Genomic DNA, 26,139 nt, shown 5'->3' with positions numbered 1-26,139 from the left:
CGTTCATGTGGCATGAAGCTGCGCTATTCGACTGCCTGTTTCCTGCGTTCTCTTCGAGAGCGAATCAACGAGATCAGCAATAGCGTGATGACCGCAATGATGGCGACGATCTGTGCAGCAATCGTCTCGGCATATGGATACAGGCCGAGCCAGTCGTTCGTTGGAACTGATGGGTAGTAGCTTGCTGGAATCAGATCGCCCTCGATAAGCGCGTGCACGCCGCCACCAGCGAAGATCACCACCATGATTGCCATCAAAGCGCTGGTTATCGCGAAGAATGGTCGAATGGGAATCTTCACGGAAGTGAAGCGGATCAGCAGGAATATGCCGATGAGCAGCACGGCTGCTGCCGCGAAACCTCCCCATATGTCGCGGCTGCCGCTTGGAGCCATCGTAAAGATTGCCTGATAGAACATCACGGTTTCGGCTCCCTCTCGGAAAACGGCCAGGAATGACAGCAGGGCTAGCGAAATCACGCTGCCTGTCGACACTGCTGCAACCGTTTTCTCCTTGATATAGCGATTCCATGATTCGGTCGACGATTTGGACAGTATCCAGCTACTGGTAAAGAGCAACATGACCATAGCTATCAGCGCGGTCACCCCTTCAAGCAGCTCCTGATGCGAGCCAGCCGAACTGAAAACGAAAGTGAAGAGCAGCGCGACCAAGCCGCTGGCACCAAGACCGCCGACAATGCCCCAATAGATGTATCTGATCTTGTCCTTGTGCCCGGCCTTCAACAGATAGGCGATGATGGCCGCAACAACGAGAATCGCTTCCAGGCCTTCGCGCAGCAGCACGACGAAGGCCTGTCCGAAGGCGCTGGTGAAGAACGCCGTCATCGGGCTGACTTTGCCAGCGGCTCCTCCATCGAGAATCGAAGCATCCTTGACGAGCATGCCCTGAAGATCAGAGACAAGCGTGGCGACGGTTCTCTTCGATTCGCCCTTCACCATGGCCATGCGCGTCTCTTTGAACTGATACTCAACCTGAGATACGCGATTGCCACTGATGGCGTTCATCACGGTTTTCTCGAAGCCAAGCTTTTCATAATATTGGTAATATGCCTCGTTGACGAGGTCGGATCCCTTGCGCCCGTCACCGGAATCGCTGGCATGTTGAGCCTTGTCAAGAATCTTGGTCATCTGGGCCGCAACTTCGGACCACGTTCTCGATCCCTTGCCATTGTTCTTGTTTCTTTTCGCAGCATCTATTTTTTTACGATCAGCATCAATTTGTGCATTCAATGCCTGCGCATATGCTGCAGGTTTCATAAGCGAGCTGTCGGCGTCGAGTTTCTGGCCCGTGTCACTCAGTTGCTGATCGAGATTGGCAATCCCCTGCTGGATCTTTTCGTCATTGCCGGTCATGTATGAAAGCTGCTGGATGTTTTGGAACTGCTGCTGCAACTGCTGCTGCGTCTGAGTACCGAGCTTGTCGCTGGTGACGCTCGCAAAGTTTGTAGCCACATACAAGGTGTTGTAGGCACTGCCAAAGTCGGATGCAGCCCCAGCCGTGTTATTGGAGTCATAGTCTCGTTGCCCCTCGCTCAGCTGCTGCGAGATGGCGGTGGAAATCTCACTCCACGTTGCGTATTGACTGACGCTTGACGCAAGAGCCCTGGCGGGTGAAAGCATGGCAGCAATCGACAACAGCGCGATGCCCAGTGCTACAAACGCTCCCAAGCCTTTGCGTTGAACAGAATGCTTATGCTGCATGTTCTGACTCTCTCCAAGTTCGCTTCATGTATTCTCGATACATTCGCCTTCTAGTGGGCGTGTGAAGGGTGTGATGAGTATCACCAATCCCATAATGTAACCTGAAAAGGTCAGGATATACAGTCTTGTTATTTCCAGATTTATAGTGTAACGATTAGTTTTTTGTGCAATGACGGGGTTTCTGATGCAAGACGGGAAGGATCATGATGCAGCATGAGCGAGTTATCTCACATAGTGACCTTCCCACAAGCCTTGGGAACCGGCATTATCATCGCTCTTGACCAGCCCGCAACGCAGGATTTCCAAGACACCGTTGCCGCGATGATCGAGCATTTCGAGAGTGAACTGTCCAGATTTCGAGACGATTCGACCGTAAGCGCCATCGCCCATGCCACGCATGGAGGAAGCTTCGAGTTCTCTGCACATCTGGCTCCACTGTTCCACATCTACGATGCGTTGTACTGCGCCACTTCAGGCGCTGTGGACCCGCTTGTTGGTGCGGATTTGGTGCGATTGGGCTATGGACCCGACTTGAGTTTCGAGATGCTGCCCGAAGCGCTGGCACATAACGGCGCGGCTCATGGTCGGCCATGCTGGGCAGAAGCCGTTGAACGCGATGGCTCCACGCTGCGCACCCATCGTGCCGTCCAGCTCGATTTCGGAGCGGCCGGCAAGGGCTTCCTGGTTGATATGATTGCCGACCAGATTGCAACCCTGCTGGAACCGCAGGTATCCTATGTCATTGATGCCGGTGGAGACTTGTGCGTACGCACATTGCAGCCGCAATCCATAGCTCTTGAAGATCCGCAGGATACGACACAGGCCGTAGGAACCGTTTCCCTCAGCGATGCCTCCTTCTGTGCATCTGCTCCCAGTCGGCGGCATTGGTTCGTCAAGAACCCCGATGACCCCGATGCCGCCAGCGATTCCAATATCGCCAATAATCCCGACAGCGAATCGAAGGGCTCGTCCTATCCCCCATCGGTCGTGAGGGATTCCCATTTGCTGCTCATGCACCACCTGCTGAACGCGATTGACGGAGAACCGGTGCGAAGCATCGCTGCCACATGGGTGCAAGTCTCACATGGAGGCAACCCAGAGATTGTACGCAGCCATCCCGCAGCCTGGGCAGATGCACTCTCAACCGCACTCTTCGTCACCAATCCCGACCATCTCGCTTCACATCTTGCCGGTCAGGTCACCTTTGACTGCGCAATGCTCCATGCAGACCGTCATGCGAGCGCATCTGAGCACTTCCCCGGCACCTTTTTCACGCAGAAATAGACCGCGATTGCGAGTTTTGCGACAATTCTGAGGTAGTCCTCGCTGAAAATGGCATAATCCTGTCCACTTTTCAACGATTTTGAGCGTGTATACCCACAAAAGGCAACAAAACTCGCATATCCGACCCATATTCGCTGCACGCAGGCTGGCGAGGGGGGCTTTCGCGTCAAGCGGATAGTCGGCAGGTCTGAGACATATCAGGTATCAATCTCTAGAGTGGGACACGGTAAGAGAAAGAGACGAGGGTGGGCTGACCGCCGAAGGGACAGATATATGAGTATTCGCGTGTTGATAACAGGCGCAGGTTCAGGTTTTGGGCGTGGAATCGCCTTCGGATTGGCGCAGGACAGCAGGTACAGCATCATTGCAACCACTCAGGATTACGCACAGATATTCTCACTCGAGCAGGAGGCAAAGAAACGGGGATTGAAAAACATCGAATTCGACAAGCTCAATGTTACGTCGCCTGACGACCGCAGCAAGGTCGAAGGCTGGGATATAGATGTCCTGTTGAACAATGCGGGCATCAGCGAGGGCGGTTCCGTACTGGACATTCCAGCAAAGGCCATCAATGCCCAGCTTCAGACCAATGTCATCGGCCCGGTTGCCCTGACGCAGATTGTGGCGCGCAAGATGGTAGCCAGAAAATCCGGCCGCATCATCTTCATGTCGTCAGTCGCAGGCCTGACCGTCGATCCATTCTCTGGAGCCTATTCAGCTTCGAAGCATGCAGTCGAAGCTTTTGCCGAAGCACTGTACAAGGAAACACGGCCATACAATGTCGATGTGCTGACCATCAATCCCGGCCCATTCCTGACTGGATTCAATGACCGCATGTTTGAAAGCCACCGCAACTGGGGCAGCGACATGCCGAAACCAGTCTTTGATTATGCGAAGCTCAGCTTCCCGCATGAGCAGTATGACCCACAGATTGTTATCGATAAGGCAATCGCCATTATCAAAGACGAGAACCCTATGTACAGAAACGTACTGCCACAGTCAATCATCGATGACCAGCAGAGCCAGCTTGCAGACATCTGGACGCGCAAGGCCAAGGATGGTGCCGGAGCGACGAACGAGCTGGTCACCAAGGCCGAAGAAATCGCCCCGGAAACTCCTGTAGCATAGGCGCGTCTGAGGCGACTCGCAGTTTGCGCAGGTGAACGCACTGGATGCATCTGGGTACATACACAAAGGTGTACGCGAGGCATGTGTTGACACACACTTCGCGTACACCCGTATCGCGTTATCTCGGCCGAACCATGAAGGAACGCCACGATTCAGACCGAAAACGCCAGGCTTCAGGCCGTGAGATCGGTTTGAACGAACTGGCTGTTGTACAGGTCGGCGTAGAAGCCACCCTTGGCGAGAAGTTCGTCGTGGGTGCCACGTTCGACGATGTCGCCATGATCCATGACGAGAATCAGATCGGCATTCTTGATGGTGGATAGCCTGTGGGCAATCACGAAGCTCGTACGCCCGACCGTCAGAGAGTCCATGGCCTTCTGAATGACCTCTTCGGTGCGAGTATCGACCGAGCTGGTCGCTTCGTCAAGGATCAGGATGGGCGCATTCTGAACCATGGCACGGGCAATCGTGAGCAGCTGCCGCTGACCTTGCGAAAGCGACGTCTTGTCATCGAGCTTGGTGTCATAGCCTTCCGGAAGTGTTTGGATGAAACGATCCAGACCGACGGCCGCACATGCCTGTTCGACATCGGCGTGGGTTACGCCCTTCTTCGCATAGGCGACGTTCTCGTAAATGGTGCCACGGAACACCCAGGTGTCCTGCAGTACCATCGAGAACTGACTGTGCACATTCCAACGGGGAACATCATGCGTCGAAACGCCATCGATGCGAATTTCTCCGCCTGAAAGATCGTAGAAACGCATGAGCAGATTGACCATGGTGGTCTTGCCGGCACCTGTCGGGCCAACGATGGCAACCTTCTCTCCGGCACTGACACTTGCACTGAAGTCGTGAATCACAGGCGTATCGGGGTCATATCCGAATCGGACGTGGTCGAATTCGACGCTGCCTTTCACTGGTACCGGATTACCTGCGGCATCCTGACCGAGCAGAGTCTGCTTCTTCGACTCATCTGCCATTTCCGGCTCTTCGAGGAATCCGAAAACGCGTTCCGAAGCTGCCGCCGTGCGCTGCAGATTCTGGAAAGCCTGAGCAAACTGGCTCAGCGGCTGTGTAAACAGGCGGATGTACATCATGAATGCGACGATAACGCCGAAGGTTATCGAATGATTGATGACGAGCACCGCACCGACAACGCAGACAACCACATATCCGAAATTGCTGATGAAATTCATGAGCGGCATCATCAGACCGGAAAGGAACTGCGACTTCCAGCCGGATTCGTACAGGCTCTGGTTGTATCGCTCGAATTCCTTGATGGAATCCGCCTCGCCGTTATAGGCCTTCACGATGACGTGACCGGTGTACTTCTCTTCTACGTGGCCATTGACCTGCCCGAGGGCGACCTGCTGCTGCACAAAGTATTTCTGCGATATCTTCATGATCACGAGCATCAGCACGATGCCCAGAATGCTTGAAGCGATTGCAGCGATGGTCATGATCACGTTGTTGAGGAACATCATGACCAGCGAGCCCACGAAAAGCGTGATCGAGGTGATCAGTGCTCCCAGGCTTTGGCCGAGCGTCTCGCCGATGGCATCCACGTCGTTCGTGATGCGGCTGAGCACATCGCCGTAGCTTACCTTGTCGAAGTATTTCAGTGGAAGCCTGTTGATTTTCTTGGAAATCGAATCGCGCAGTTTCTTTGCGGTGTTCTGCGTGATCGTTGCCATGATCCAGCTTTGCAGGTAGCTGAGGACGGCGTATCCCACGTAGAGGCCGACCAGCAGATAGGCCACATGCTCGACCGAAGTCATGTCGATCGAACGCAGGACAGGTCTTCCATTGATGATCTCTGGGAGGCCGTTGGCGATGTAATTCGTGATGTCCTTGAGCTTGTCGGGCCCAATGATCTGGCAGATCGTTCCCACTGCACCGAGAACGAGCGCCACCAGGGTTGCGGGAATGTAGGTGCGCATGAACTTGACGAGCTTGAGCATGGAGACGTTGAAGTCCTCCGGTTTTTCGACCGCTCTGCCCATGCCGCGTCCAGGGCCGCCCATGCCTCTACGAGACCCTTGACGACTGCCTGATTGCTGATTGCTTGATTGCGTTTGTGCTGAAGACATCAGTCCACCAATTCCTTTGCGCTAAGCTGGCTTTCAGCTATCTGCCTGTAGATTTCACAGGAGTCCAGCAGCTCCTTATGCGTGCCCATGCCGACGATTCTTCCCTGATCGAGCACCACTATCATGTCCGCATTCATGATCGTTCCAATGCGCTGGGCGACAATCATGACCGTGCTGCCCTTGGTTTCACGGGCGAGCGCGTCACGCACCTCACGGTCGGTTTTGAAGTCGAGAGCGGAGAATGAGTCATCGAAGATCAGAATCTCCGGCTTGCTCCATACTGCCCTGGCAATCGAGAGTCGCTGCTTCTGACCGCCGGAGACGTTCGATCCGGACTGAGCGATGGGAGAATCAAAGCCCTCTGGCATCTTTTCCACGAACTCGGTTGCATGCGCGATGGATGCCGCAGTCTCGATTCCCGCCTTCTTGCGCTCCTCAGAAACATTGTTGGCCTTCGCTCCATACGCGATGTTGGATTCGACGGTTCCTCGGAAGAGGAAGGATTCCTGCGGCACGTATCCGATTTTGTCGCGGAGTGCGCTGAGCTTGTAGTCCTTCACATTGACTCCGTCAACCAGCACTTGCCCTTCCGTGGCGTCATAGAAGCGTGGAATCAGGTTGATAAGCGTTGATTTACCTGAACCGGTTGCGCCGATGAAGGCAATCGTCTGGCCTTTGCTGACCTTGAAGCTGATGTTGTCAAGCACATTATGTTTGGCGTCAGGGTACTTGAATCCCATATTGCGCAATTCGACGCTACCCTGCTGATCCGCTTCACCCTGTTCCACGCTGCCATCGGTTATGGAAATCGGCGTATCGAGCACTTCGAGCACACGCTGTGCCGAAACGTTGGCACGGGGAAGCAACACGAAGACCATACTCATGAGCAGGAAGCCCATGATGACCTGCACGGAATAGCTTGAGAAGACGACCATGTTCGAGAAGAGCGTGAGCTTGTTCGCAATCGTTGCCTGCTCGATCAGATACGCACCAATCCAATAGACAGCGAGCATCAGTCCATTCAAGACCGTGTTCATCAGCGGCATCAGGAAGGCAATCGCACGGTTGGTGAACAGCTGCGTTGAAGTCAGATCCGTGTTGGCTTCGTCGAATTTCTCTTCCTGATAGTCCTCGGCATTATATGCACGTACGACTCTCAGACCGGTCAGATTCTCGCGTGCGACAAGATTGATGTTGTCGGTGAGGCGCTGCATGCTGCGGAATTTCGGGCCGACCATAGCCATCAAGATGGCGATGGCAACGACCAGGAAGGCCACTGCGATGCCTGTGGCGACAGTCCATTCAAAGCCCTTGCCTGCGATCTTGAGCACTGCCCATACCGCCATGACTGGAGCGCGGACGATCAGTGTCAGCCCCATGGTGATGAACATCTGGATCTGTGTGATGTCGTTGGTGGAACGTGTGATCAGGCTTGCGGTTGAGAACTTGCCGAGCTCTTCGGTCGAGAACGATTCAACCTGCTTGAATTCAAGCGAGCGTAGACGCTGTGTGAAGGTGGCAGATACGCGGGCTGCAATGAATCCGGTGGCGACCGCGCATGCGATGGAGCCGAGCGAGATGAGCAGCATCTTGCCGCCCGCAGTCCAGACATCCGAAACCTTCGAGTTCGGCGTCTCCACGATTCGCGTGACGTCCGACATGTAGTCAGGCAGTTTCAGGTCGAACCAGACCTGAGTGACCACGAGAACAACCCCAAGAACGAGTTCTGCGATCTCTTGTTTTGATAGATATTTACATATACGAAGCACGAAGTCCTCCAAGGACTATGTGAGGTCCGTAGCGACCTCATTGCTGTGGTTATGGTGTGTCTGTTAAGTATTCAGTTAAGAATTGTTATGAGTTCTGTCGGTTTTGTCAGTTCTGTTCTGTCGGTTCTGTCCTGTCATTGCATGTTGTGCTGGGGCATTCACCGATGCATAGGCATCATCTCCTACGCAGCGTTACTTACATCGTCATTCGTAGGGTCGTTCGCATGGTCGTTCGCAGCTGAAAATTCCTTTTCGAAGCTGTCTTGCGCCTCATTAATAGCATCGTGCACCTGCTCCCTTGTCGGACGGGGCTCCCCCGGATGGGTGAGCGACATGTAGGTGACGAACTCATTCATGAGCTTCAGGAAGTCGTGTGTTTTCCCTTCCCCCATCTGCTCAAAGACCCACTTGAGTGTTTCTCGCATCTCGCGATGATTGTTGTTAATGCGTTCTTTGCCCTGATCCGTGATGGTAACAAGAATGTTTCGGCGGTCATCAGGATCGATGCGGCGTGTGATCAGACCTTTTTTCTCAAGCGCGCCAAGAATGGCGCTGATGCGTGCAGAACTACTGCCCGAGAACTCAGCGAGTCTTGACGGCGTCTGTTCCCCCATTCGCATCAGAATGCTTAAGATCAGCGGCTCGCCTTGCGCCTCACGATTCGCTTTCTTCATCATTCCAAAGTGAGCGCGCCGAAAATTGCGGCTCATCTGCTCGTAGGCTTCCTCTGAAAAACCCATTGCACCTCCAATCGAGAGTCACTGTACACCATTTATCTAACAGTGTTTATTATTAACCTTAGCATATTGCTCACAGCATGAAATACCAATACTGCTCACCAATATTCACCTGTTGCTCAAACCTGCACATTCAGCCATCGTGTCTGATGCCTGATGGGAAAGATCCATTGCTGCAGCCTGGTGCGAATGCAGCCGATGAAGTTGCAGCGGCAAGCCAGAAGGCACATTCCATATTCTTGGCCCCGGCTCGGGCTCAACGTACTATTGTTTGGGCATACGTGTGTTTGGGCATACATGCGTTCTGTGCATACGTATGTGTGAAGGGCATGAGGGGACAAGGGGCAGCGCGAGCCATGCAGATACAGGCAACGACGACGGAAGATGCGGTAGATTCGGAAGGCTCGGTGGATTCGACAGACTCAAAAGTTGCTTCCGAGAGCCCGGAACATGGTTCACAGGCGGAGCATGATTCACGAGCAATGCATGGCTCCAAGAGCACGCATCATGCAAGCGACCCGACACCGCAGCGATCACTCCGCACATCGCTGAAAAATCGTCAGATTCAGCTCATTGCCTTGGGTGGTGCGATAGGGACTGGACTGTTCTATGGTTCAAGCGAGGCAATTTCCATCGCTGGCCCATCCATACTGCTGGCATACATTGCAGGCGGCATCATCATATTTCTCGTCGTCCGCGCCCTCAGCGAGATGAGTACCGAGGAAGCTGCGGCCGGAGCCTTCAGCTATTATGCGAGCAAATACTGGTCTCAGCGTGCTGGATTCATCTCTGGTTGGAATTACTGGTTCAATTACGTGCTGGTTTCGATGGTCGAGCTGTCTGTCGTCGGGTCCTTCGTGAATTATTGGTTTCCTAACATTCCCCCATGGGTTTCTGCAACATTCTTCCTGGTGCTGATAGCCGCAGCCAATCTGCTGGGCGTGGGCAAGTTCGGAGAATTCGAATTCTGGTTTGCGATCATCAAGATCGTTGCAGTCATTGCAATGATCGTCGGTGGCCTATTCATCGTCGCCTTCCAGATCAGAGCGACCAACGGCGTTGCAGCATCCTTCGTTCACTGGTTCGATATTGGCGGGGGTTTCATGCCGCATGGCATCATCGGTCATTCCTCTGCTCAGGGCTGGACCGGGCTGCTTATGGCATTGCCTGTGGTGATGTTCAGCTTCGGTGGAACCGAGCTCATCGGCATTACCGCAGGCGAAACCGCAAGCCCGCGAACGACCATCCCCAAGGCGACTAACAGCATCATATGGCGCATTCTGATTTTCTATGTCGCCGCATTGGGCGTGATTATGGCTGTCGTTCCGTGGAACATGATCGGCAGGGCCAACGCGCAGGGAACGGTCGTCAGCCCCTTCGTGCAGATATTTCAGTCAGTGGGCGTCCACGCTGCGGCGGGAATCCTCAACTTCGTATGTTTGACGGCAGTCATGAGCGTGTACAACTCAGGGCTCTATGCCAATTCGCGCATGCTCTACTCACTGTCACGGCAAGGCAATGCGCCACGGTATCTCCGCCAGGTATCCCGCAACGGCGTTCCGGTTGCGGGCGTGCTTACTTCTGCGATCATCATCTCGCTTGCGGTTGTCGTCGTATTCCTCTGGCCACAGTTCGCCTTCAACTATCTGATGTCGATCGCGACCATCGCTGGTGTCATCAACTGGGCGATGATCATGATTACGGAATCTCATTTCCGCAAGGCAATCGTCGCAGGCAAAGGGCCGAATGAATTCGCAGGCAAGCATGGCGCAGATGCGTTGAATCTGCTTCATTTCGGACTCCCCGTGGCACGATGGAGCCGAATGATCGTCCTTGTGTTCTTGGGAGCAATCATCGTGCTGATGTGGTTCTCTCCGAGCTATCGCATCGCAGTGCTGGTCGGACCAGTCTGGATAGCCCTCCTGCTTGTCGCCTACGAGATTCACCATCGCAGAAGCCTGCACTCACAACGCGAACGAAAGGGCATCCAGTAGTTTTCATGCCTTGGTTGACGTGTGCAAAACGAGTCAAGACTTCGAGTTTTGTTGCCTTTTTCCATTAGCATGGGCTGAAATCATTGTCATATGATCGATATGAAGCCGTTTTGGAGCTTTGATACTGAGAAAAGGCAACAAAACTCGCAAGTTCGACCTCAAGAATCGAAATTCAAGCATTGGAAACCGCAAAAGAGGGGTTGGTGTCTGAGTCTATGCTCAGACACCAACCCCTCTTCTCGACACTTGATACTGCACTTTCAGCTTTGCACGCTCAGCACCGCGACCTAGAATCTGTATCCCGAAGAAGAGCGCTGAAAACCATATGCGTTCAAGTCCACGAGGCTGAGAGTGGCTGAAGCCTACTCCTGAACCTGTGCGCGGGCGATCTTGCCAGTGAAGGACTGTGCCTCATCGGCATCGGCAGCCTCACCCTTGTTCCAAGAGAACATGGCGCGGAGCTTCGGTCCAACTTCCTCGATCTTCTCGTGTGAGTACTTCTCCTGAAGTTCCTTGAACTTTGGTGCGCCTGCATCCTGATCGTCGATGAACTCCTTGGCGAAGGAGCCGTCCTGGATGCGTCCCAGCTGGTAGCGCATGCGGTCCTTGGTGGACTCGTCAACAACCTTGGAAACGTAATCGCCATACTGTGCGGTGTCGGAGCAACTCCAGCGTGCCTTGTTCAGGCCGCCTTCGTTCATGAGATCGACGAGCATCTTGAGCTCGTGGCAGACCTCGAAGTATGCGATTTCTGGCTGATATCCAGCCTCGGTCAGCACTTCGAAACCGGTCTCGACAAGATGGTTGATACCACCCATGAGCACGTCCTGCTCGCCGAAGAGATCGGTCTCGGTCTCTTCCTTGAAGGTGGTCTTGATAGCGCCTGCGCGCAGTGCACCGAGCGCCTTGGCGTATGCCAAGGTGATTGCCCAGCCGTCACCACGTGGATCCTGCTCGACTGCGACGACCACGGGCACGCCACGGCCGGCGGCATATTCACGACGAACGATGTGGCCTGGTCCCTTTGGCGCAACCATGAACACTGGATGATCTGCAGAAGGCTTGATATAGCCGTAGTGGATGTTGAAGCCGTGTGCAAAGGCGACTGCTGCGCCTTCCTTGAGATTTGGCTCAATGTCCTTATCCCAGATGGTGCGCTGGTACTGATCTGGTGCCAGAATCATCACGACATCCGCCTCAGCGGTCGCTTCCGGTACCGACTTGACCTCAAGACCCTGTTCCTTGGCGAATTCAACGGACTTTGAGGTTGGGCGCAGGCCAACAACCACATCTACTCCGGAATCGCGAAGGTTCAGCGCGTGGGCATGGCCCTGTGAGCCGTAGCCGATGATGGCCACCTTCTTGCCCGCGAGAACTGAGAGATCGCCGTCTTTTTCATACCAGATTTGTGCTGCCATTATATATGTACTCCTTGTAATGTGAATGCTTATTGGTTGTGGGCAGGTTAGAAATTGCCGCCATGCCATTGGTTGTCGTGTACTAAATGTCGTCGCTAGTCGGTTGACGCTACGAGATTTTGTCCCGTGTGGCCGTTACCGAAGTAAAGTCTTATGGTAGCCGTTCTTGATTGTACCCGACTCTTCCAGCGAACCGCTCCACGACTCACATTTCGAACATTCCTTTTGGGATTGTATTGTCAATGCGAGTCATGTCGAACCCTTTTCAACAGTGCGAATCTTGCGAGACAGTCACGAAATAACCGCGAAATCACCGCGAAATCACCGGGAATTCCTTGCACAATCACTGCGCAACCACGGAAAAATCCGCTCTGTTCAAAGTATGTGTGTTTGTTATTGTGCGAAATCGACGGACTTGGTCTCGTGGCAGGAAAGCACCGCCACCAAGCAACACGCCGCCATCACCGCAAGGTAGACGCCGACTGAACGCACGCCCCAGTGGGTGGAAAGCCACGTTGCGATTGTCGGCACGAATGCAGCACCGACGATGGCTGCAAGGTTGTATCCGATTCCTGCGCCCGAATAGCGGACATTCGCTTCGAATAGCTCCGGAAGGAATGCGCCGATAGGTCCGAACGCGATGCCCATGAGCGCAAACCCGACGCAGAGGAATGTCATGACCTGGAATGTGTTGTGATGTGCCATGAGCAAGTATGGGAACAGCAGGCTGAATACCAGCAATGCGACTGAGCTTGCGACCAGAACGCGCTTGCGGCCGACTCTGTCTGCGTAGACGCACGAGAGCACGATGAACGCTGCGAAGACCACGATGGAGACCATGAGCATGAGCAGATATTCGCTGGTCGAGAAGCCGAGTCCGCCACCGCCTTGCGCGGTGGACTTTGTGCCGAAGGCGAGCGACCATGTTGCGAGCGTATAGAAAAGCGTATAGGTGACGGCGACGAGGAATGTGGCCTGGAGAACCTGCTTCCAGCTCTTCTTGAACACTTCGACGAGCGGGGCCTTTACGACCTTCTTCTGTTCGAGTGCGAGACGGAATACTGGGGTTTCCTCCATCGTGACGCGCACGGCAAGTCCGACGAGTACGAGCACCGACGAAAGCAGGAATGGAACGCGCCAGCCCCAGCTCATCATCTGATCGGGTGCGCAGAACATTTCGAGTACGAAGAACGTGCCATTCGAAAGGAAGAAGCCGATTGGTGCACCAAGTTCCGGGAAAGAGCCGTACAGCGCACGACGATGCTCAGGGGCGTTCTCAGTCGCGACAAGCGCCGCACCGGACCATTCGCCGCCAAGACCGATGCCTTGCACGAAGCGGCAGAGGCAGAGCGCAACGACGGCGAACACTCCCCAGGTACCATATGTGGGCAGAACGCCAATCAGAACGGTTGCGCAGCCCATGGTGAGCAAGGAAACCACGAGCGTGACCTTGCGACCAAGACGGTCGCCGAAGTGCCCGAACACCAGCGATCCGACCGGGCGAGCGACGAAGGCCACTGCGAAGGTGAGCAGGGATGCCAGCAGAGCTACGGTTCCGTTGGTTTCCGGGAAGAACAGCTTCGGAAAGTAGTTTGCGGACGCTGTGCCATACGCATAGAAATCGTAGAACTCAATGGCTGTGCCGACCATTGATGCCCCAATGACCGTCTTGACCGAATCGCGGCTCATTGACTTGAGTCTGTCGGCGAGCGAATGCGTTGCTGCATGTCCTGCTGCAGTTGAAGCCGTCGTATCATACCCTGCATTGACACCTACTGTCGTGGCGTCCCCGACGGATTGAACAGTCTGGTTGACTGCTGTCATCACTTCATCTCCTCAGTTTCTTTGGTACGACTGGCTTTCAGTCGGACCAGAGCCTTCATTGAGATACGAGGTTGAAGATATGATGCCATGAATTCCAGATATTGATACATTTCTCAGATATTGAGATTTGCTGTTGTTCGTAAGATGAGAACATGTGAATCACTGACATGGATTGATTCGAACTCTCAGGAACGCTGGAACACACTGCTCGCTGTTTTCTACCCCGCTTCTCAACGGGGCCGAACAGTGTTTTATGCTGGATTCAGTCCGTCAAGAATGACGGGTTAATAATTCGAATCGGCAGCGCAATAATGTTGGAGGAAACCACGGGATGGAATGCTAACATGCTTCTCATTATGTGGACCTCCTCACTGTAAATATCAAGACGTTATTTCTCTTGACGTTCTTGCCTTGAATGGTTATGAAGGTAGGACCCTTGCACGGCAGAAGCAACCCATGTCCAAATAGTGGACAGCGTTGGGCATTGCGGGACACGATACGCTGTGAACTGTACGTGCCGGAATTACTGCCTCAGCCTCACACCAATGCCGAAAAGACCATGCAAAGAACCGAACGCCCTGTTGAAACCAGATATCCCTCCCGTTTCGGTGAAGAAGTTCTGGTCACCCCCGCGGCTCAAGCAGGTCAGGCACAGTTTTCCACTCTCGTGTCAGCACGCATTGCGAGTTTTGCGGCAATTTCGGAATATACAGGCGAAAAATTGTTGAAATAGCGTCACCAGAAAGCCAAATATTGAAGCTTATACTCCAGCATTGCCGCAAAACTCGAATTCTCGAATATTTCAGTCGCTTTTGCGTGCATCACAGACGACTCAGCAGGCTCTCAATCGGTTTGTGGCCGCGATCCATCCAAGAGTTCACGAATTGCGTCGTTCCAGAGCGTGGTTTCTCCGATCTTGACCTTCATGGGAATCAGGTCGCCAATGCCTGCGGCCTCTGGCTCGGGAACAATGACAGTATCGTTATCGCTGCCGCGTATAGCAGAACCAGTCGCAGAGCCGATTGCAGAACTGCCGACAGAACCGTTGGAGGAATCAGAAGAATCAGAAGAATCAGAAGAACCGAGCCGCAGCTTGGACACGCGTTCAGGCTGATACCGCTCTATCTGCTCTACGGTGCGCATTGCGATGCGTTCGGCAATCGCATCGAATCCCTGAAGAATGCTCGTGATGCGCAGCCCCGCTGCATCAGTGGCATAGGTGCCGTCATATGCAAGTATCTGTAAGGAACTGGGCACGACGAAGCCCCTACGCATGGCCTCCTGAACGCAGAGAGCGGCAGCCAGATCCGGTGCCACAATTGCATCGACATCGGGAAAACGTTCCAGAACGGAACGGGCAGCATCCGCGAATTCCTGAATCTTCGCAAGGTCTGCAATCTCAATGTAATCGTGACGGATTCCTGTGCTGTCCAAGGTTTCTTCAAGCGCTATCTGATATCTGGCCGGAGAATCCGCTGCCAGCTTGCGAGAAGCAGCACCCGAAGCGTTCAGCCCGCTCTGGCTCTGCGCGGCATTCTCAAGCTGAGAGCGTGGACCGCCCAGAACCACCACATGTCGCGCCCCAGAAAGTGCAAACATCATGGCAGCCAGCTCCCCGCCCTGCTCGTGGTCAGAACCGACAGAAGGAATCCCGTCACCAAGATAGCGGTCAAACGCCACGATCGGTCGTTTGATGGCAGTCCAGTACCCTTCATCACGCGAAGTATGGGCACCCATGATGATGGCATCCACCAGATGGCGCTTCAGCATGCCAACGTATTGTTCCACACCTGCATCAGCGCTCGAATCATTGTCTGCATCAGTGCCTGCAGCAATGCACAGCAGAGTATGTAGCCCACGCCTGTAAAGAGCCTTCTGCAAGGATTCAAGCATGGTGGCAAAGAACGGATGTTGGACGGTCGGCAGGATTACGCCAACCGTGTTGCTTCGTACACGATAAGGATTCCTGATAGATTCGCGAGGGACATAGCTCAACTGTTTCATTGCCGATTCGACGCGAGCACGCATCTCATCGGAAACATAGCCAGTGTCATTAACGACCAAAGAAACAGTGCTGAGGGACACTCCGGCCTTGCGCGCAACATCCCGCATGCCGACCATGCGCATCGCCTCTTTTCATGTCTAGCGCAAATCGATAGTGGAGCCTACCCGATAAGGGAATGAATGGACACTATCTGATCGCGGCCAGGGCCTGAACCGATGGCAGAGATGCGGCAACCCGAGAGGTCCTCGAGACGATGCACGTAATCCTGCGCGTTTTGCGGGAACTGGTCGAAGGATTGCATTCCTGCGATATCCTCGCTCCAGCCTGGCATTTCCTCGTAAATAGGAGTTGCAGAGGCGAATTCGGCCTGATCGGTGGGCATGTCATTGCAGCGCACGCGAGAGCCGTCGGCCATCGTGACATTGTATCCAACGCAGAATGGAATGGTTTCCAGTCCTGTCAGTACGTCCAGCTTGGTGAGCACGATATCGGTCAATCCGTTCACCTGCACGGTGTATCGGTTCACCAGGGCGTCGAACCATCCGCAACGACGAGGTCTGCCAGTGGTTACGCCAAACTCGTGACCTTGCTGACGCAGCCATTCGCCCTGCTCGTTGTCGAGTTCGGTTGGGAATGGCCCCTCGCCGACGCGGGTGATATAGGCCTTGGACACACCGATGACGCGCGAAATCTTTGTCGGGCCGACGCCACTGCCCGTGCATGCGCCGCCCGCTGTGCAATTCGATGAGGTCACGAATGGGTATGTGCCGTGGTCGACATCAAGCATGGTTGCCTGACCGCCTTCGAAAAGCACGGATTTGCCATCGTCAAGCGCCTTGTTCAAGATCAGTGACGTATTCGCCACATATGGCTTGAGGCGATCTGCGACGGATGCAAGCTCGTCCACGGTTTGATTTACGTCAATGGCGCGGCGGTTGTACAGCTTCACCAACATCTGGTTCTTCTGATGCAGGCTCGCGATGACCTTGTCGCGAAGATGATCGATGTTGAACAGGTCATGAACGCGGATGCCGACGCGGTTGACCTTGTCGGCATATGCAGGACCGATGCCACGGCCTGTCGTACCGATTTTGTGCTTGCCAAGAAAACGTTCGCTCACCTTATCGATGGTGCGGTCATAGGGAGCGATGATGTGAGCGGACTCGCTCACCAGAAGGTTGCTGCAATCGACCCCGCGTGCTTCGAGACCGTCAAGTTCGGCAAACAGCGCCTCTGGATCGACGACAACACCGTTGCCGATAACAGGGGTCACATTCGGATGGATGATGCCTGATGGCAGCAGGTGCAGCGCGTACGTCTCGTCGCCCACGACGACGGTATGACCAGCATTGTTGCCGCCATTGAAACGAACGACATAGTCAACCTTGTCGCCAATAAGATCAGTTGCCTTGCCTTTTCCTTCATCGCCCCATTGAGCTCCAACAAGAACTATTCCAGGCATATGCACCTCCATAACGTGCGGCAGCGGCATAGTCCTCCGCCATGACGAGACTACCCCAAAGCATGGAGTAGTTCAGCATGAGAAGCGCAACATAGACAACTACCCGCCTTGCGCTGGATGGCGCTCAACGCAAGGCTTTCCCGGCGCTGCCGAGTTGCTTGCACGCCTCGACCACGCGCCGCGACATCGCATCTTCGGCTTCACGTCCCCATGATCGCGGATCGTACAGCTTCTTGTCGCCCATTTCGCCATCAACCTTGAGCACCTGATTGTAATTCTTGAACATGTGGCCTGCGATTGCCCTGGTGAAGGCATACTGCGTGTCGGTATCGATGTTCATCTTCACGACCCCATACGAGACAGCCTCCGCTATCTCCTCGAGGCGAGAACCGGAACCACCATGGAACACCAGTAGAAAAGGCTTGTTCCCTTTGAAACCGGGCAGGGATGCGGCAGTGCCCTCTTGGATTTCCCTGAGCAGTGCTGGCCGCAATTTCACGAATCCTGGCTTGTATGCTCCATGAACGTTGCCAAAGGTGAAGGCGGCCATGTATCGGCCGTTTTCACCAAGGCCGAGCTCACGAACGACTCGCTTGCCATCAGCGACCGTGGAATACAAGGAATCGTTGATGGCAGCGCTTTGGCCGTCTTCTTCGCCACCAACCGCCCCGATTTCAATTTCAAGCATCGTGCGCGCCTTCACCGACTTGGCAAGCAACTCCCTGGCAATGGCAAGGTTCTGATGAATCGGTATCGTGGAGCCGTCCCACATATGCGACTGGAAGAGCGGTTCCTCGCCGTGTGCCACCTGATCGGCTTCATACCGGAGCAGCGGACGCACCCACTCATCGAGATATTGCACGGCACAATGGTCTGTATGCAAGGCAACCGTGATATTGGGGTAATGCCCGATGATCTCATGCGCGAATCTGGCGAACGCTATCGATCCGGCAACGCGGTCGTTGACCACATGGCCGGACAGGTAAGCCGCGCTGCCGACTGACACCTGAATGATGCCATCGGACTCGGCTTCGCTGAAGCCTTGAAGCGCGGCATTCAAGGTCTGAGTGCTGGTCACATTGATTGCAGGATAGGCGTAGCCGCCTTGCCTCGCGGAATCAAGCATGTGCGCATAGCGCTCTGGAGTCGCAACCGTCATAGCCCCATTATCCCCCCATATCGGCATTGCACCATTGCTCATGCAATGTGCTTGCGCAACCTGACCCCACACCTTGCTCATGCAATGTCAATGGTCGGCATCAACTGCTTGACGTTGCCGATAGCCGAACATAGCCGGAATGGTGCATGGCGAAACGCATGCGTGAAGCGATATACACGTCGATTGCCCGCTCGCAGGGTCGTCCAGTCGCAACCTTCGCAATGCGCCTGATTCTCACCAGAGCCGTGCCCTCGGCCACCTGCAAATGCTCTGCGTATGTTGCATCGGCCTGAATGATCTCCAAGGTTTCATCGACCTCAGCTGGATGCACCCCATAATCCTCTTCAAACCGCTGATAGAAGGATGTTGTCAGATCCTTGTTCAGCAGCCCCGGAAAAAGGTCGGACGGCAGTCGCGAAGTTTCCAAGGACAGTGGTCTGCCGTCGATGAAGCGAAGACGCGTGATGTGATAGATGTTGTGAATTGATGCGGGAACATACCGCTGCAGTTGAAGCAGACGAATGTCGGAGGCGGATGCCGCTTCGATGACTGCGGAAAGCACCTTGGAATGCAGTATTCTGCCCTGGCGACGGGCAATCATCGGCAATGACTCGAGGGTATTGATATTGCGTTCAAGCCGTTCGTCTGAAATGACGATTCCCCCGCCACGACCTATCCTCCGGACGATTTCATGAGTTTTTTCCATTGATGCGAGCGCGATTCTCAGATCCGCCCTGGTGATGCCCAGCTGCGCGGAAATTTCACGCTCCGATCCGAGTCGTTCGCCAGGCAACAGCTCATGCTCATGAATCAGATTGCGCAATAGCCGAACGTTGTCCAGCTGAGTCAGCCTACGCTGAGGATTCGATGCCATATGAGCCGATGAACCCATCGGATTGTCACCACCTTCATTCACGGGATTGCAGGATTCGTGAGTCCCAAGGTCGCACCGTGACTCACCCGCATCCGACAAACGTCGCGTTATTCCCATGAAGTTACTAGGGTTAGGTTTCGAAATGCGTCACGGTCTGCCGCTTTGCCGGGAGTTTCATGCACCATCACCGGTATGCGTCCGACCGTTGGCATGGACTTCGCGAAGGTGCTTCGAAGCTCCTACTCACCGCATTCCTTGAGGGTTTTCTCAAAGGCAGTGGAGAACCAATCGACATCGTCCTCACTGAATACCAGTGGTGGGCGAAGCTTGAGAATGTTGCCGTAGCGGCCGCATACCGAGGTCAGCACACGGTTGCTTCGCAGAGACTCAAGAATGTCCAAGGCCTTGCGCTGATCGGGATCCTTGCTTCCCGGCTTCACGATTTCGCAGGCGATGTAGAGCCCTGCGCCTCGCAAATCACCGATGCACCCATGCGTCGCCTGAAATTCCTTCAGCGCCTTCATGAATACGGCGCCGACTTTCTTGGCGTTGCCCATCGTGTCTTCGTCGCGCATCACGTCAAGGGTGGCCTGTGCTGCCGCCATGCATACGGGATTGCCTCCGAAGGTATTGAAGTAGGGAATCGAAGAGGCAAAAGGTTCCAGAACCTCTGCTCGTGCCGCCATGAGCGACGTTGGCAGACCGTTGGCCATGGGCTTGCCAGAAGTCACCAGATCAGGAACCACGCCATGCCGCTGGAAGCCCCAGAAGGCATCGCCGGTTCGAGTGAAGCCGGGCTGCACCTCGTCAGCGATAAAGACGCCTCCCAGCTCATGAACCTTGTCGATGACCGGTTTGAGGTAGCCGGTCGGCGTGGGATACACGCCATCGGAGGAGAATATCGAGTCGGCGAGGAAGGCAGCGAACTTGATGCCATGACGCTTCATGTCCGCAACGGCCTGAGCGAGCTGGTCGGCCATCCAACCGCCAAAGACCTCGGGGCTGCACTGATTGGCAATCTGGCCGTCTATGTCAACACGATAGGTGTCGGGGGTTGGTATCATGCGCATCTTCAGTCCCAAGGTCTGTGCCGTTCCCAGAGCTGGTGAGAGCTTCGATGTGAGTGCCGAGTTGCCGTGATACGCCTCATGCGTGACGATGATGCCCTCGCCGCCCGTATATGACTGGGCGACACGAATGGCTAGATCATTGGCTTCGGATCCGGTGCATTGGAACATGATGCGGTTGACTTCATCGGGCATGGTCGAGAGGATGTCTTCTGCATAATGAAGCACGTTCTCATGCAGATATCGGGTGTGCGTGTTCAGCATCGAAGCCTGTCTGGTTATCGCCTCGACAACACGAGGATGGCAGTGCCCGACGGATGCCACGTTGTTATAGACATCCAGATACTCCACTCCGTCTGCATCCCAGAGGTGGCTTCCTCTTCCCCTCACCAGATGCACGGGCTTGCGATAGAACAAACGATACGCAGGCCCGAGCACCGCACGTTCTCGCGTGAGTTGACGCGTTTGCGGATCGAGTGCGCTCTCCATTTCCGGTCGAAAACTATTCGTATCCATAATCGTTGAGCGGACTGCCATGATTCCTTCGATTCTTGAGTTATCAGTTGTGAGAAGTTACTTGGGAAAATTGCGATGCTGCCCTGTGCTTCATGCCTAACGCCTTGTGCCTAGTGCCTAGTGCGTTATGCGTTATGCCCAGTGCGTTGCACTCAGTTCTCGGTCCGGTATTCGCTTTGACCTCCTGATGCGGCGAATTCCTCTTCTGGAGACAGCACCAGATGCTTGCGGCCATACAATGCGAAGAACAGCAATGCGACCACATATATGGCAACCATCACGTAAACCGCGAGCCTATAGTCAGGATTCAACAGCACCGCGACGAAAATGACGAATGAGACGATTCCGGCAATGATGGCTCCGGTGCTGCCGAAACTGCTCGTGAATGGCCGTTTGATCTGTGGCATCTTCTTACGAAGAATAACGAATGAGACCATTTGCAGCAGATAGGCCAGAACCGCTCCCCACACTGCGATGTTCAGCACCACGGAACCGGCTCCTGACCCGCCATAGGCCACGATGAACAGTGCTGCGAAACCGAAGACCGCTCCAACGATAAGTCCCCAGTAAGGTGTCTTCTTCTTGCCGGTGAGGGAGAGGAAGGCAGGGTAATATCCCGCTCTCGACAGCGAATACAGATTGCGGCCATATGCGAACATGATGCCCTGCACCGATGCCAGCAAGCCGATAAGAGCAAAGGCCGAAAGCACTGCGGCAAGATTGCCCGGAAGAATGGCGCGATAGCCGTCAAGCAACGGCTCGTCTGACGACGAGAGCGCCTTGGAACCGACGACTGCCGGGTTCAGGAACACGATGACCAGTGCTGAAATGCCAAGCGTGAGAATGCAAAGTCGCGATGACTTCGGAATGTTGCGTTCTGGGTCGCGCACTTCTTCGGCGGCGAGTGGAAGCTGCTCGATTCCAAGGAACAGCCACATTGCGAAGGGCATCGCGTAGAAGATTGCCTGCACGCCGAATGGAAGGAAGGACGAGTTTCCCGCTGTGGCACCCATGTTCAGCAGACTGCCGAAATTGACCTTGCCTGCCACGAATGCGCCGATGCCAAAAATGGCGACGATGGCGAGCGCTGCGATTGAGACGACCTGCGCGAATCTGAATGAGGTTTTGGCACCGACCCAATTGATAATCACGAAGACCACGTATAGGAGAAGCCACCACACCCACATCAAACCGTGCGAGTCGAAGGAGAATCCGACAAGATCGTTCAGGATGGCATCGGCGTATGCGGAAGAGAAATACACGACGACGGCGGCGGTCATCACATATTCGATGGTTTCAGCAAGGCCGGTTACGAAACCGCCCCAAGGACCCATCGCAGCTCGGGCGAATGAGTAAGCGCCTCCTGTGTGCGGCATTGCTGATGCCATTTCGCTGATCGAGTTCAGCATGAACACGTACATGATGAACACCACGATGGCAGCTATGAGCATGCCACCCCAGCCCGCTTGCAGGATGCCACCATTCCAGCCGGAGAAATCACCAGAGATAACGGCTGATATGCCGATTGCCCACAGTCCAAATGCTCCTGTGGTTCGACTCAGCTGTCGTTTTTTGAAATAGTCCTTGTCTGTGGTCACATAGGTGACGCCACCAGCCCCTTTGACTTCCTTTGAAGTATCGTCTGCGGTTATTACCGACATACTCCTCACCACCTTTTCTTGTTGCTATGCTTCGCTTGTGTTCGGATGGCCGTCATCCTCGGGTGCCTGCCAGCGGCTTCGAGACGAGGAATGCCATCATGGATTAGGGTTATCTGAGCAACCATCGGGAGTCCTCCAGATAACGATGGGCGCAATCGACAGTTCCACTGACCTGCGTTGTCGCGAGTTCTTGGGGTAGCGCATCTTCGCGGTGATTGGTTGTCCAGCCGAGCATCTGCAATCGTCGAATCATGGAGAGGGCAGACATGACTTCTATCTGCCGGTCATCAAAGGCACCGGCAACGCTTTCATAGCCGGCTATCCATGATTTCGCAAGATCGGGAGCATAGGGCATGTGCTCTATGAAGCTCAGCGAGGAAGCATAGTCGTAGAGATACCAGCTGTATCCCGCATCATCGAAATCAATGACGGTTAACGTTCCATCGTCGTCTCTGATGATGTTCGACGGTCGTAGATCTGCATGAATCAGCCCCCATGTTTGAGGATTCCGCGGGGTTTTCATCACCACGTCCATGGCTTTCCATAGCGCCTGTTCACACAGGGCGTGCTGCTCTGGTGTGAGCGACGCATCTTCCCACCTGCCCCAGCGGGGCGAAGGTCCGACCATGTTCGAAATGTCCCAATTGAAACGGCGGAAGCCGAAGGGCTTCTTCCAGTGTCGAGATTGTTCATGGAATTTTGCCGCCCACGATCCGATTGTCGTGTAATACGGGGCTGGGTTGTCAAGATCTTCCAGCATTGTTCCGTTGACGAACTTGGTGGAGATGACCGTCCAGCCGACATCGTTGCGATCACGAACCGTGCCCACGAACGTGCCTCGTATGGTCGGCACTGGATCGATCAGATTGATTCCAGCGACATCATGAAGCGAGTTGAGCCACAGTATTTCGGATGCGACAGCCTCTGGCCCTCCCACATAGCCGGGTTGCGAAACGCGAACGACACCTTCGTTTGCGCCGTTTATCTTGAGCAGAAAGGTCGCATTTTCCGAAACGGTTATCAGATCCAGAGTGGTGAGGGATTTCTGCAGCCCCCAAATCGCGCAGACGCCTTGGAACAGCCAGAAGGGAGCCGGATCACCTTTGGAAAGGCTGCTGAAGGCATTCAAACTGACCGACTGCTGTGGTTCATCGAGAACATGTGCTACTTCTGACATTGCTTCTCCGATCTCTACCAGATGATTCATTGCATATGGTGCATGGTCATCAATCCGCATATGCCCACATATGTGGCGTTGAAATGTACGCGTGTACACCATCAATGCATTGAATTCTTGCAGAGCTGACAGGTAGAATCGCGGTCAGTCTGTTACAGAGGAGTTAAGAAGCATGGGTCGAATATTAATGGCTCATTTCGGCTGGGTGGCTTGCGTCGAAAAGAAACTGCGCGTTGTGGACGCCGTTTCGTATGGCGGTATTTCAGAGCAGGACGCCTACTTTGGAGCATTGGGTGAATAATGGGCAGGTATCGCACAGTGGCCGTTTGCGGCAATGCTCTTTTGCGTTGGTCACGATCAGGGCGTGGAACGAGTTGTACAGTTCGGCGCTTGCGGGAAGCTGCGACTCGCAAAATGCTTTGATTTCCCTATTGTTCTTGCCTGCCTTGATGGGAATGCGATCGAAAAGACGATTCGTGTATGCATCCACGACAAAGGTCGGCTCGTCAAACGCATACAGCAGGATGCTATCCGCCGTTTCCTGCCCAATGCCTTTGGTTGCGAGCAATTCAGCTCGACATTGCTTCAGCGGATGGCGGCGCACCGTTTCGACATCGTAATCGTATCGGGCAAACCATGCGGTCATGGCTTTCAGATATTTCGACTTCTGGTTAAAGAATCCCGCAGGACGTATGGCATCGCACAGTTCATCCATGGGCATTCGCGCAATGATCTCAGGCTGCAGCCTGTCTGGGCGAAGATTGTCCAGCGCCTTGTCAACATTGGTCCAGGCTGTATTCTGCGTCAGAATCGCACCAACCATCACTTCATATGGTGTCTTTGCCGGCCACCAATGAGCGTCGCCATACCGCTCATGCAATGTCTGATAGAGAGAGAACAGCTTGCTTTCCATTTCCGTCTCCCCCTGAGCATTGCTCCATAATACATTGCTCGAAAATACACCGCTCCATGATAACGAAGCCGCCCTGCACCTTATCGTTCGTGCAACTCTTGACACGCTTGTTTCATGCTATTCAATCACTTTTTCTACGCTTTGTCGCGGCGAACATGGCATCGGGTCTGCATAGCCGAGGCGCACTATCAGTGATGGATACTCTTCGTGTATCGGCAATGCCGTTCTCATGCCATCGGCCAGCGCTGCAATCTCACAGGGCGGGTTCAGGTAGGCGTGTGCCAGATTGAATTTCGTCGCGGTAAGCAGCAGGCTTTCCAAGGTTCTGCCTAGATCAATCCATTCGGATACCGTATTATGCTTCGTCGTCAGCAGCACCAGATGGGATGATGAGCGTATCTTCGCCAGGTCTGACTCGTTCTGCTTGCGTGGCTTCAAGAAGCCGCCCACTATCAGTCTGCCGACGGCGCGGGGAATGGCGGGAAAGCCCATGACGTCATGTGCCAGCCCATCCCGCATCCTTTCGACTTCTCCCTTGGTAAAGCGCATCCACGATATCAACTCGTTCTTGAAATCGTCATCATTCATTTGCATGTCATTGCCTTGCACGATGTACTGTGTCAATGTGTCGGCGAAGCGTTCGCCAATCTTGGCGACATACATGCGCGTATCGGGCTGGACGCGCACTTGATCCAGCGCGAGTAGTGTCTCGTCGTCCATCGTCCGGCCGCTATACACGCCTCTATTGGTTTGCCGGGCTTTGATCTGCGTAAACAGGCCGTCCTCGTTTTCTGACGTTCCCTTGGCAAGATGTATGGTGATGCCCTGTTTGCCTTGGCTGACAATGTCATACCCATACCCTTCGTGCCCGGCAGCTATGCAGAGGTTTTCCAGTGCGCAGCCCAGACTGATATACAATTCTCTGTTATTCGTGTCGACTACCGGCAGGGTTTTTGCAAAATCGGGCACGATGTCTATCGTGTGCCCGTCATGTATCCTGAATTTCCACGGTTGCGTATTATGGCCAGACGGTGCTTGCGTGGCGCATCTGATGAATTGCAACATGTGTTGACGCTGTATGCCGGTGCTTGTGCTTGTGCTCGTGCTCGTGTCGGTGCCGGTATTCGCATCAGCACTGGTGTTGGTCGCATCCATGGTGTCTTCCGCCATTCCCTTGTTCACTGTTTGCGTGAACTCAATATCAACCTCAACGTTGCTCTCGTTCACCTTTGCGTATTCTGCTGTTGCGCGGCGCTGTGCAGCCGGAAACACCCAATCCATCGCCTATGCAATGCAGTCAAGCAACGTTGCAGCTATGCAGCGACCCTGCCAATTCCCTGAAG

19 protein-coding genes are annotated in these 26,139 nt (G+C 54.3%); 4 read left to right on the top strand and 15 right to left on the bottom strand.

Going from position 1 to position 26,139, the window contains the following annotated elements; genetic code table 11:
* Positions 1-23: 23 nt before the first annotated feature.
* Positions 24-1,718, bottom strand: a complete 1,695-nt coding sequence (locus tag QN215_RS01785; protein WP_369344430.1) for an FTR1 family protein — start codon at positions 1,716-1,718, stop codon at positions 24-26.
* A gap of 213 nt (positions 1,719-1,931) precedes the next feature.
* On the opposite strand from QN215_RS01785, the gene QN215_RS01780 reads away from it, so the two are divergent.
* Entirely contained in the window at positions 1,932-3,002 is a 1,071-nt protein-coding gene (locus QN215_RS01780; RefSeq protein WP_369344429.1) for an FAD:protein FMN transferase, read from the top strand.
* Positions 3,003-3,275: 273 nt separating this feature from the next.
* Entirely contained in the window at positions 3,276-4,130 is an 855-nt protein-coding gene (locus QN215_RS01775; RefSeq protein ID WP_369344428.1) for an SDR family oxidoreductase, read from the top strand.
* 173 nt (positions 4,131-4,303) lie between these two features.
* Here QN215_RS01775 and QN215_RS01770 read toward each other — a convergent pair whose 3' ends face one another.
* The 3 genes from QN215_RS01770 to QN215_RS01760 form a co-directional block, all read right to left on the bottom strand.
* Positions 4,304-6,133, bottom strand: a complete 1,830-nt coding sequence (locus QN215_RS01770) for an ABC transporter ATP-binding protein (RefSeq protein WP_369345027.1) — start codon at positions 6,131-6,133, stop codon at positions 4,304-4,306.
* Between the two features lie 86 nt (positions 6,134-6,219).
* A complete protein-coding gene (locus QN215_RS01765; RefSeq protein ID WP_369345026.1) occupies positions 6,220-7,989 on the bottom strand; it encodes an ABC transporter ATP-binding protein in 1,770 nt (589 codons plus the stop codon).
* 182 nt (positions 7,990-8,171) lie between these two features.
* Positions 8,172-8,729 carry a MarR family winged helix-turn-helix transcriptional regulator gene (locus tag QN215_RS01760; RefSeq protein WP_369344427.1) on the bottom strand — a complete coding sequence of 186 codons (558 nt, stop codon included), beginning with the start codon at positions 8,727-8,729 and terminating at the stop codon, positions 8,172-8,174.
* Positions 8,730-9,208: 479 nt separating this feature from the next.
* Between QN215_RS01760 and QN215_RS01755 the strand changes: the two genes are divergently transcribed.
* The gene (locus tag QN215_RS01755; protein WP_369345025.1) at positions 9,209-10,720 is read left to right on the top strand and encodes an amino acid permease; all 1,512 of its coding nucleotides are present in this window, start codon (positions 9,209-9,211) and stop codon (positions 10,718-10,720) included.
* A gap of 362 nt (positions 10,721-11,082) precedes the next feature.
* Here the strand turns inward: QN215_RS01755 and ilvC are convergent, their stop codons facing one another.
* The gene (ilvC, locus tag QN215_RS01750) at positions 11,083-12,141 is read right to left on the bottom strand and encodes a ketol-acid reductoisomerase (protein WP_369345024.1); all 1,059 of its coding nucleotides are present in this window, start codon (positions 12,139-12,141) and stop codon (positions 11,083-11,085) included.
* Between the two features lie 390 nt (positions 12,142-12,531).
* Positions 12,532-13,827, bottom strand: a complete 1,296-nt coding sequence (locus tag QN215_RS01745) for an MFS transporter (RefSeq protein WP_369345023.1) — start codon at positions 13,825-13,827, stop codon at positions 12,532-12,534.
* A 694-nt stretch (positions 13,828-14,521) separates the two neighbouring features.
* Here QN215_RS01745 and QN215_RS01740 point away from each other — a divergent pair.
* A complete protein-coding gene (locus QN215_RS01740) occupies positions 14,522-14,695 on the top strand; it encodes a hypothetical protein (RefSeq protein WP_369344426.1) in 174 nt (57 codons plus the stop codon).
* Between the two features lie 110 nt (positions 14,696-14,805).
* Here QN215_RS01740 and QN215_RS01735 read toward each other — a convergent pair whose 3' ends face one another.
* From QN215_RS01735 to QN215_RS01695, 9 genes are all read right to left on the bottom strand, one after another.
* Positions 14,806-16,083 (bottom strand): LacI family DNA-binding transcriptional regulator, encoded by a 1,278-nt coding sequence (locus tag QN215_RS01735; protein WP_369344425.1) that lies wholly within the window; start codon positions 16,081-16,083, stop codon positions 14,806-14,808.
* Between the two features lie 44 nt (positions 16,084-16,127).
* Positions 16,128-17,429 (bottom strand): adenylosuccinate synthase, encoded by a 1,302-nt coding sequence (locus QN215_RS01730; protein ID WP_369344424.1) that lies wholly within the window; start codon positions 17,427-17,429, stop codon positions 16,128-16,130.
* Positions 17,430-17,553: 124 nt separating this feature from the next.
* Positions 17,554-18,588: a class II fructose-bisphosphate aldolase gene (gene fbaA, locus QN215_RS01725; RefSeq protein WP_369344423.1), complete on the bottom strand. Its 1,035-nt coding sequence runs from the start codon at positions 18,586-18,588 to the stop codon at positions 17,554-17,556.
* A gap of 100 nt (positions 18,589-18,688) precedes the next feature.
* Positions 18,689-19,504: a GntR family transcriptional regulator gene (locus QN215_RS01720; RefSeq protein ID WP_369344422.1), complete on the bottom strand. Its 816-nt coding sequence runs from the start codon at positions 19,502-19,504 to the stop codon at positions 18,689-18,691.
* A gap of 197 nt (positions 19,505-19,701) precedes the next feature.
* A complete protein-coding gene (locus QN215_RS01715) occupies positions 19,702-21,066 on the bottom strand; it encodes an aspartate aminotransferase family protein (protein ID WP_369344421.1) in 1,365 nt (454 codons plus the stop codon).
* Between the two features lie 131 nt (positions 21,067-21,197).
* Positions 21,198-22,706 carry an amino acid permease gene (locus QN215_RS01710; protein ID WP_369344420.1) on the bottom strand — a complete coding sequence of 503 codons (1,509 nt, stop codon included), beginning with the start codon at positions 22,704-22,706 and terminating at the stop codon, positions 21,198-21,200.
* 109 nt (positions 22,707-22,815) lie between these two features.
* Positions 22,816-23,883: a phosphotransferase enzyme family protein gene (locus QN215_RS01705; RefSeq protein ID WP_369344419.1), complete on the bottom strand. Its 1,068-nt coding sequence runs from the start codon at positions 23,881-23,883 to the stop codon at positions 22,816-22,818.
* Between the two features lie 262 nt (positions 23,884-24,145).
* Positions 24,146-24,796, bottom strand: coding sequence for an endonuclease III domain-containing protein (locus QN215_RS01700; protein WP_369344418.1), 651 nt, complete (start codon positions 24,794-24,796; stop codon positions 24,146-24,148).
* 117 nt (positions 24,797-24,913) lie between these two features.
* Entirely contained in the window at positions 24,914-26,077 is a 1,164-nt protein-coding gene (locus QN215_RS01695) for an Acg family FMN-binding oxidoreductase (protein ID WP_369344417.1), read from the bottom strand.
* Positions 26,078-26,139: the final 62 nt, after the last annotated feature.

The sequence above is a fragment of the Bifidobacterium sp. WK041_4_12 genome (assembly GCF_041080795.1).
Classification (GTDB): Bacteria; Actinomycetota; Actinomycetes; order Actinomycetales; family Bifidobacteriaceae; genus Bombiscardovia; species Bombiscardovia aquikefiricola.
Note: the sequence above shows the minus strand (reverse complement) of the source record. Positions and strands in the feature narration are given on the sequence as shown.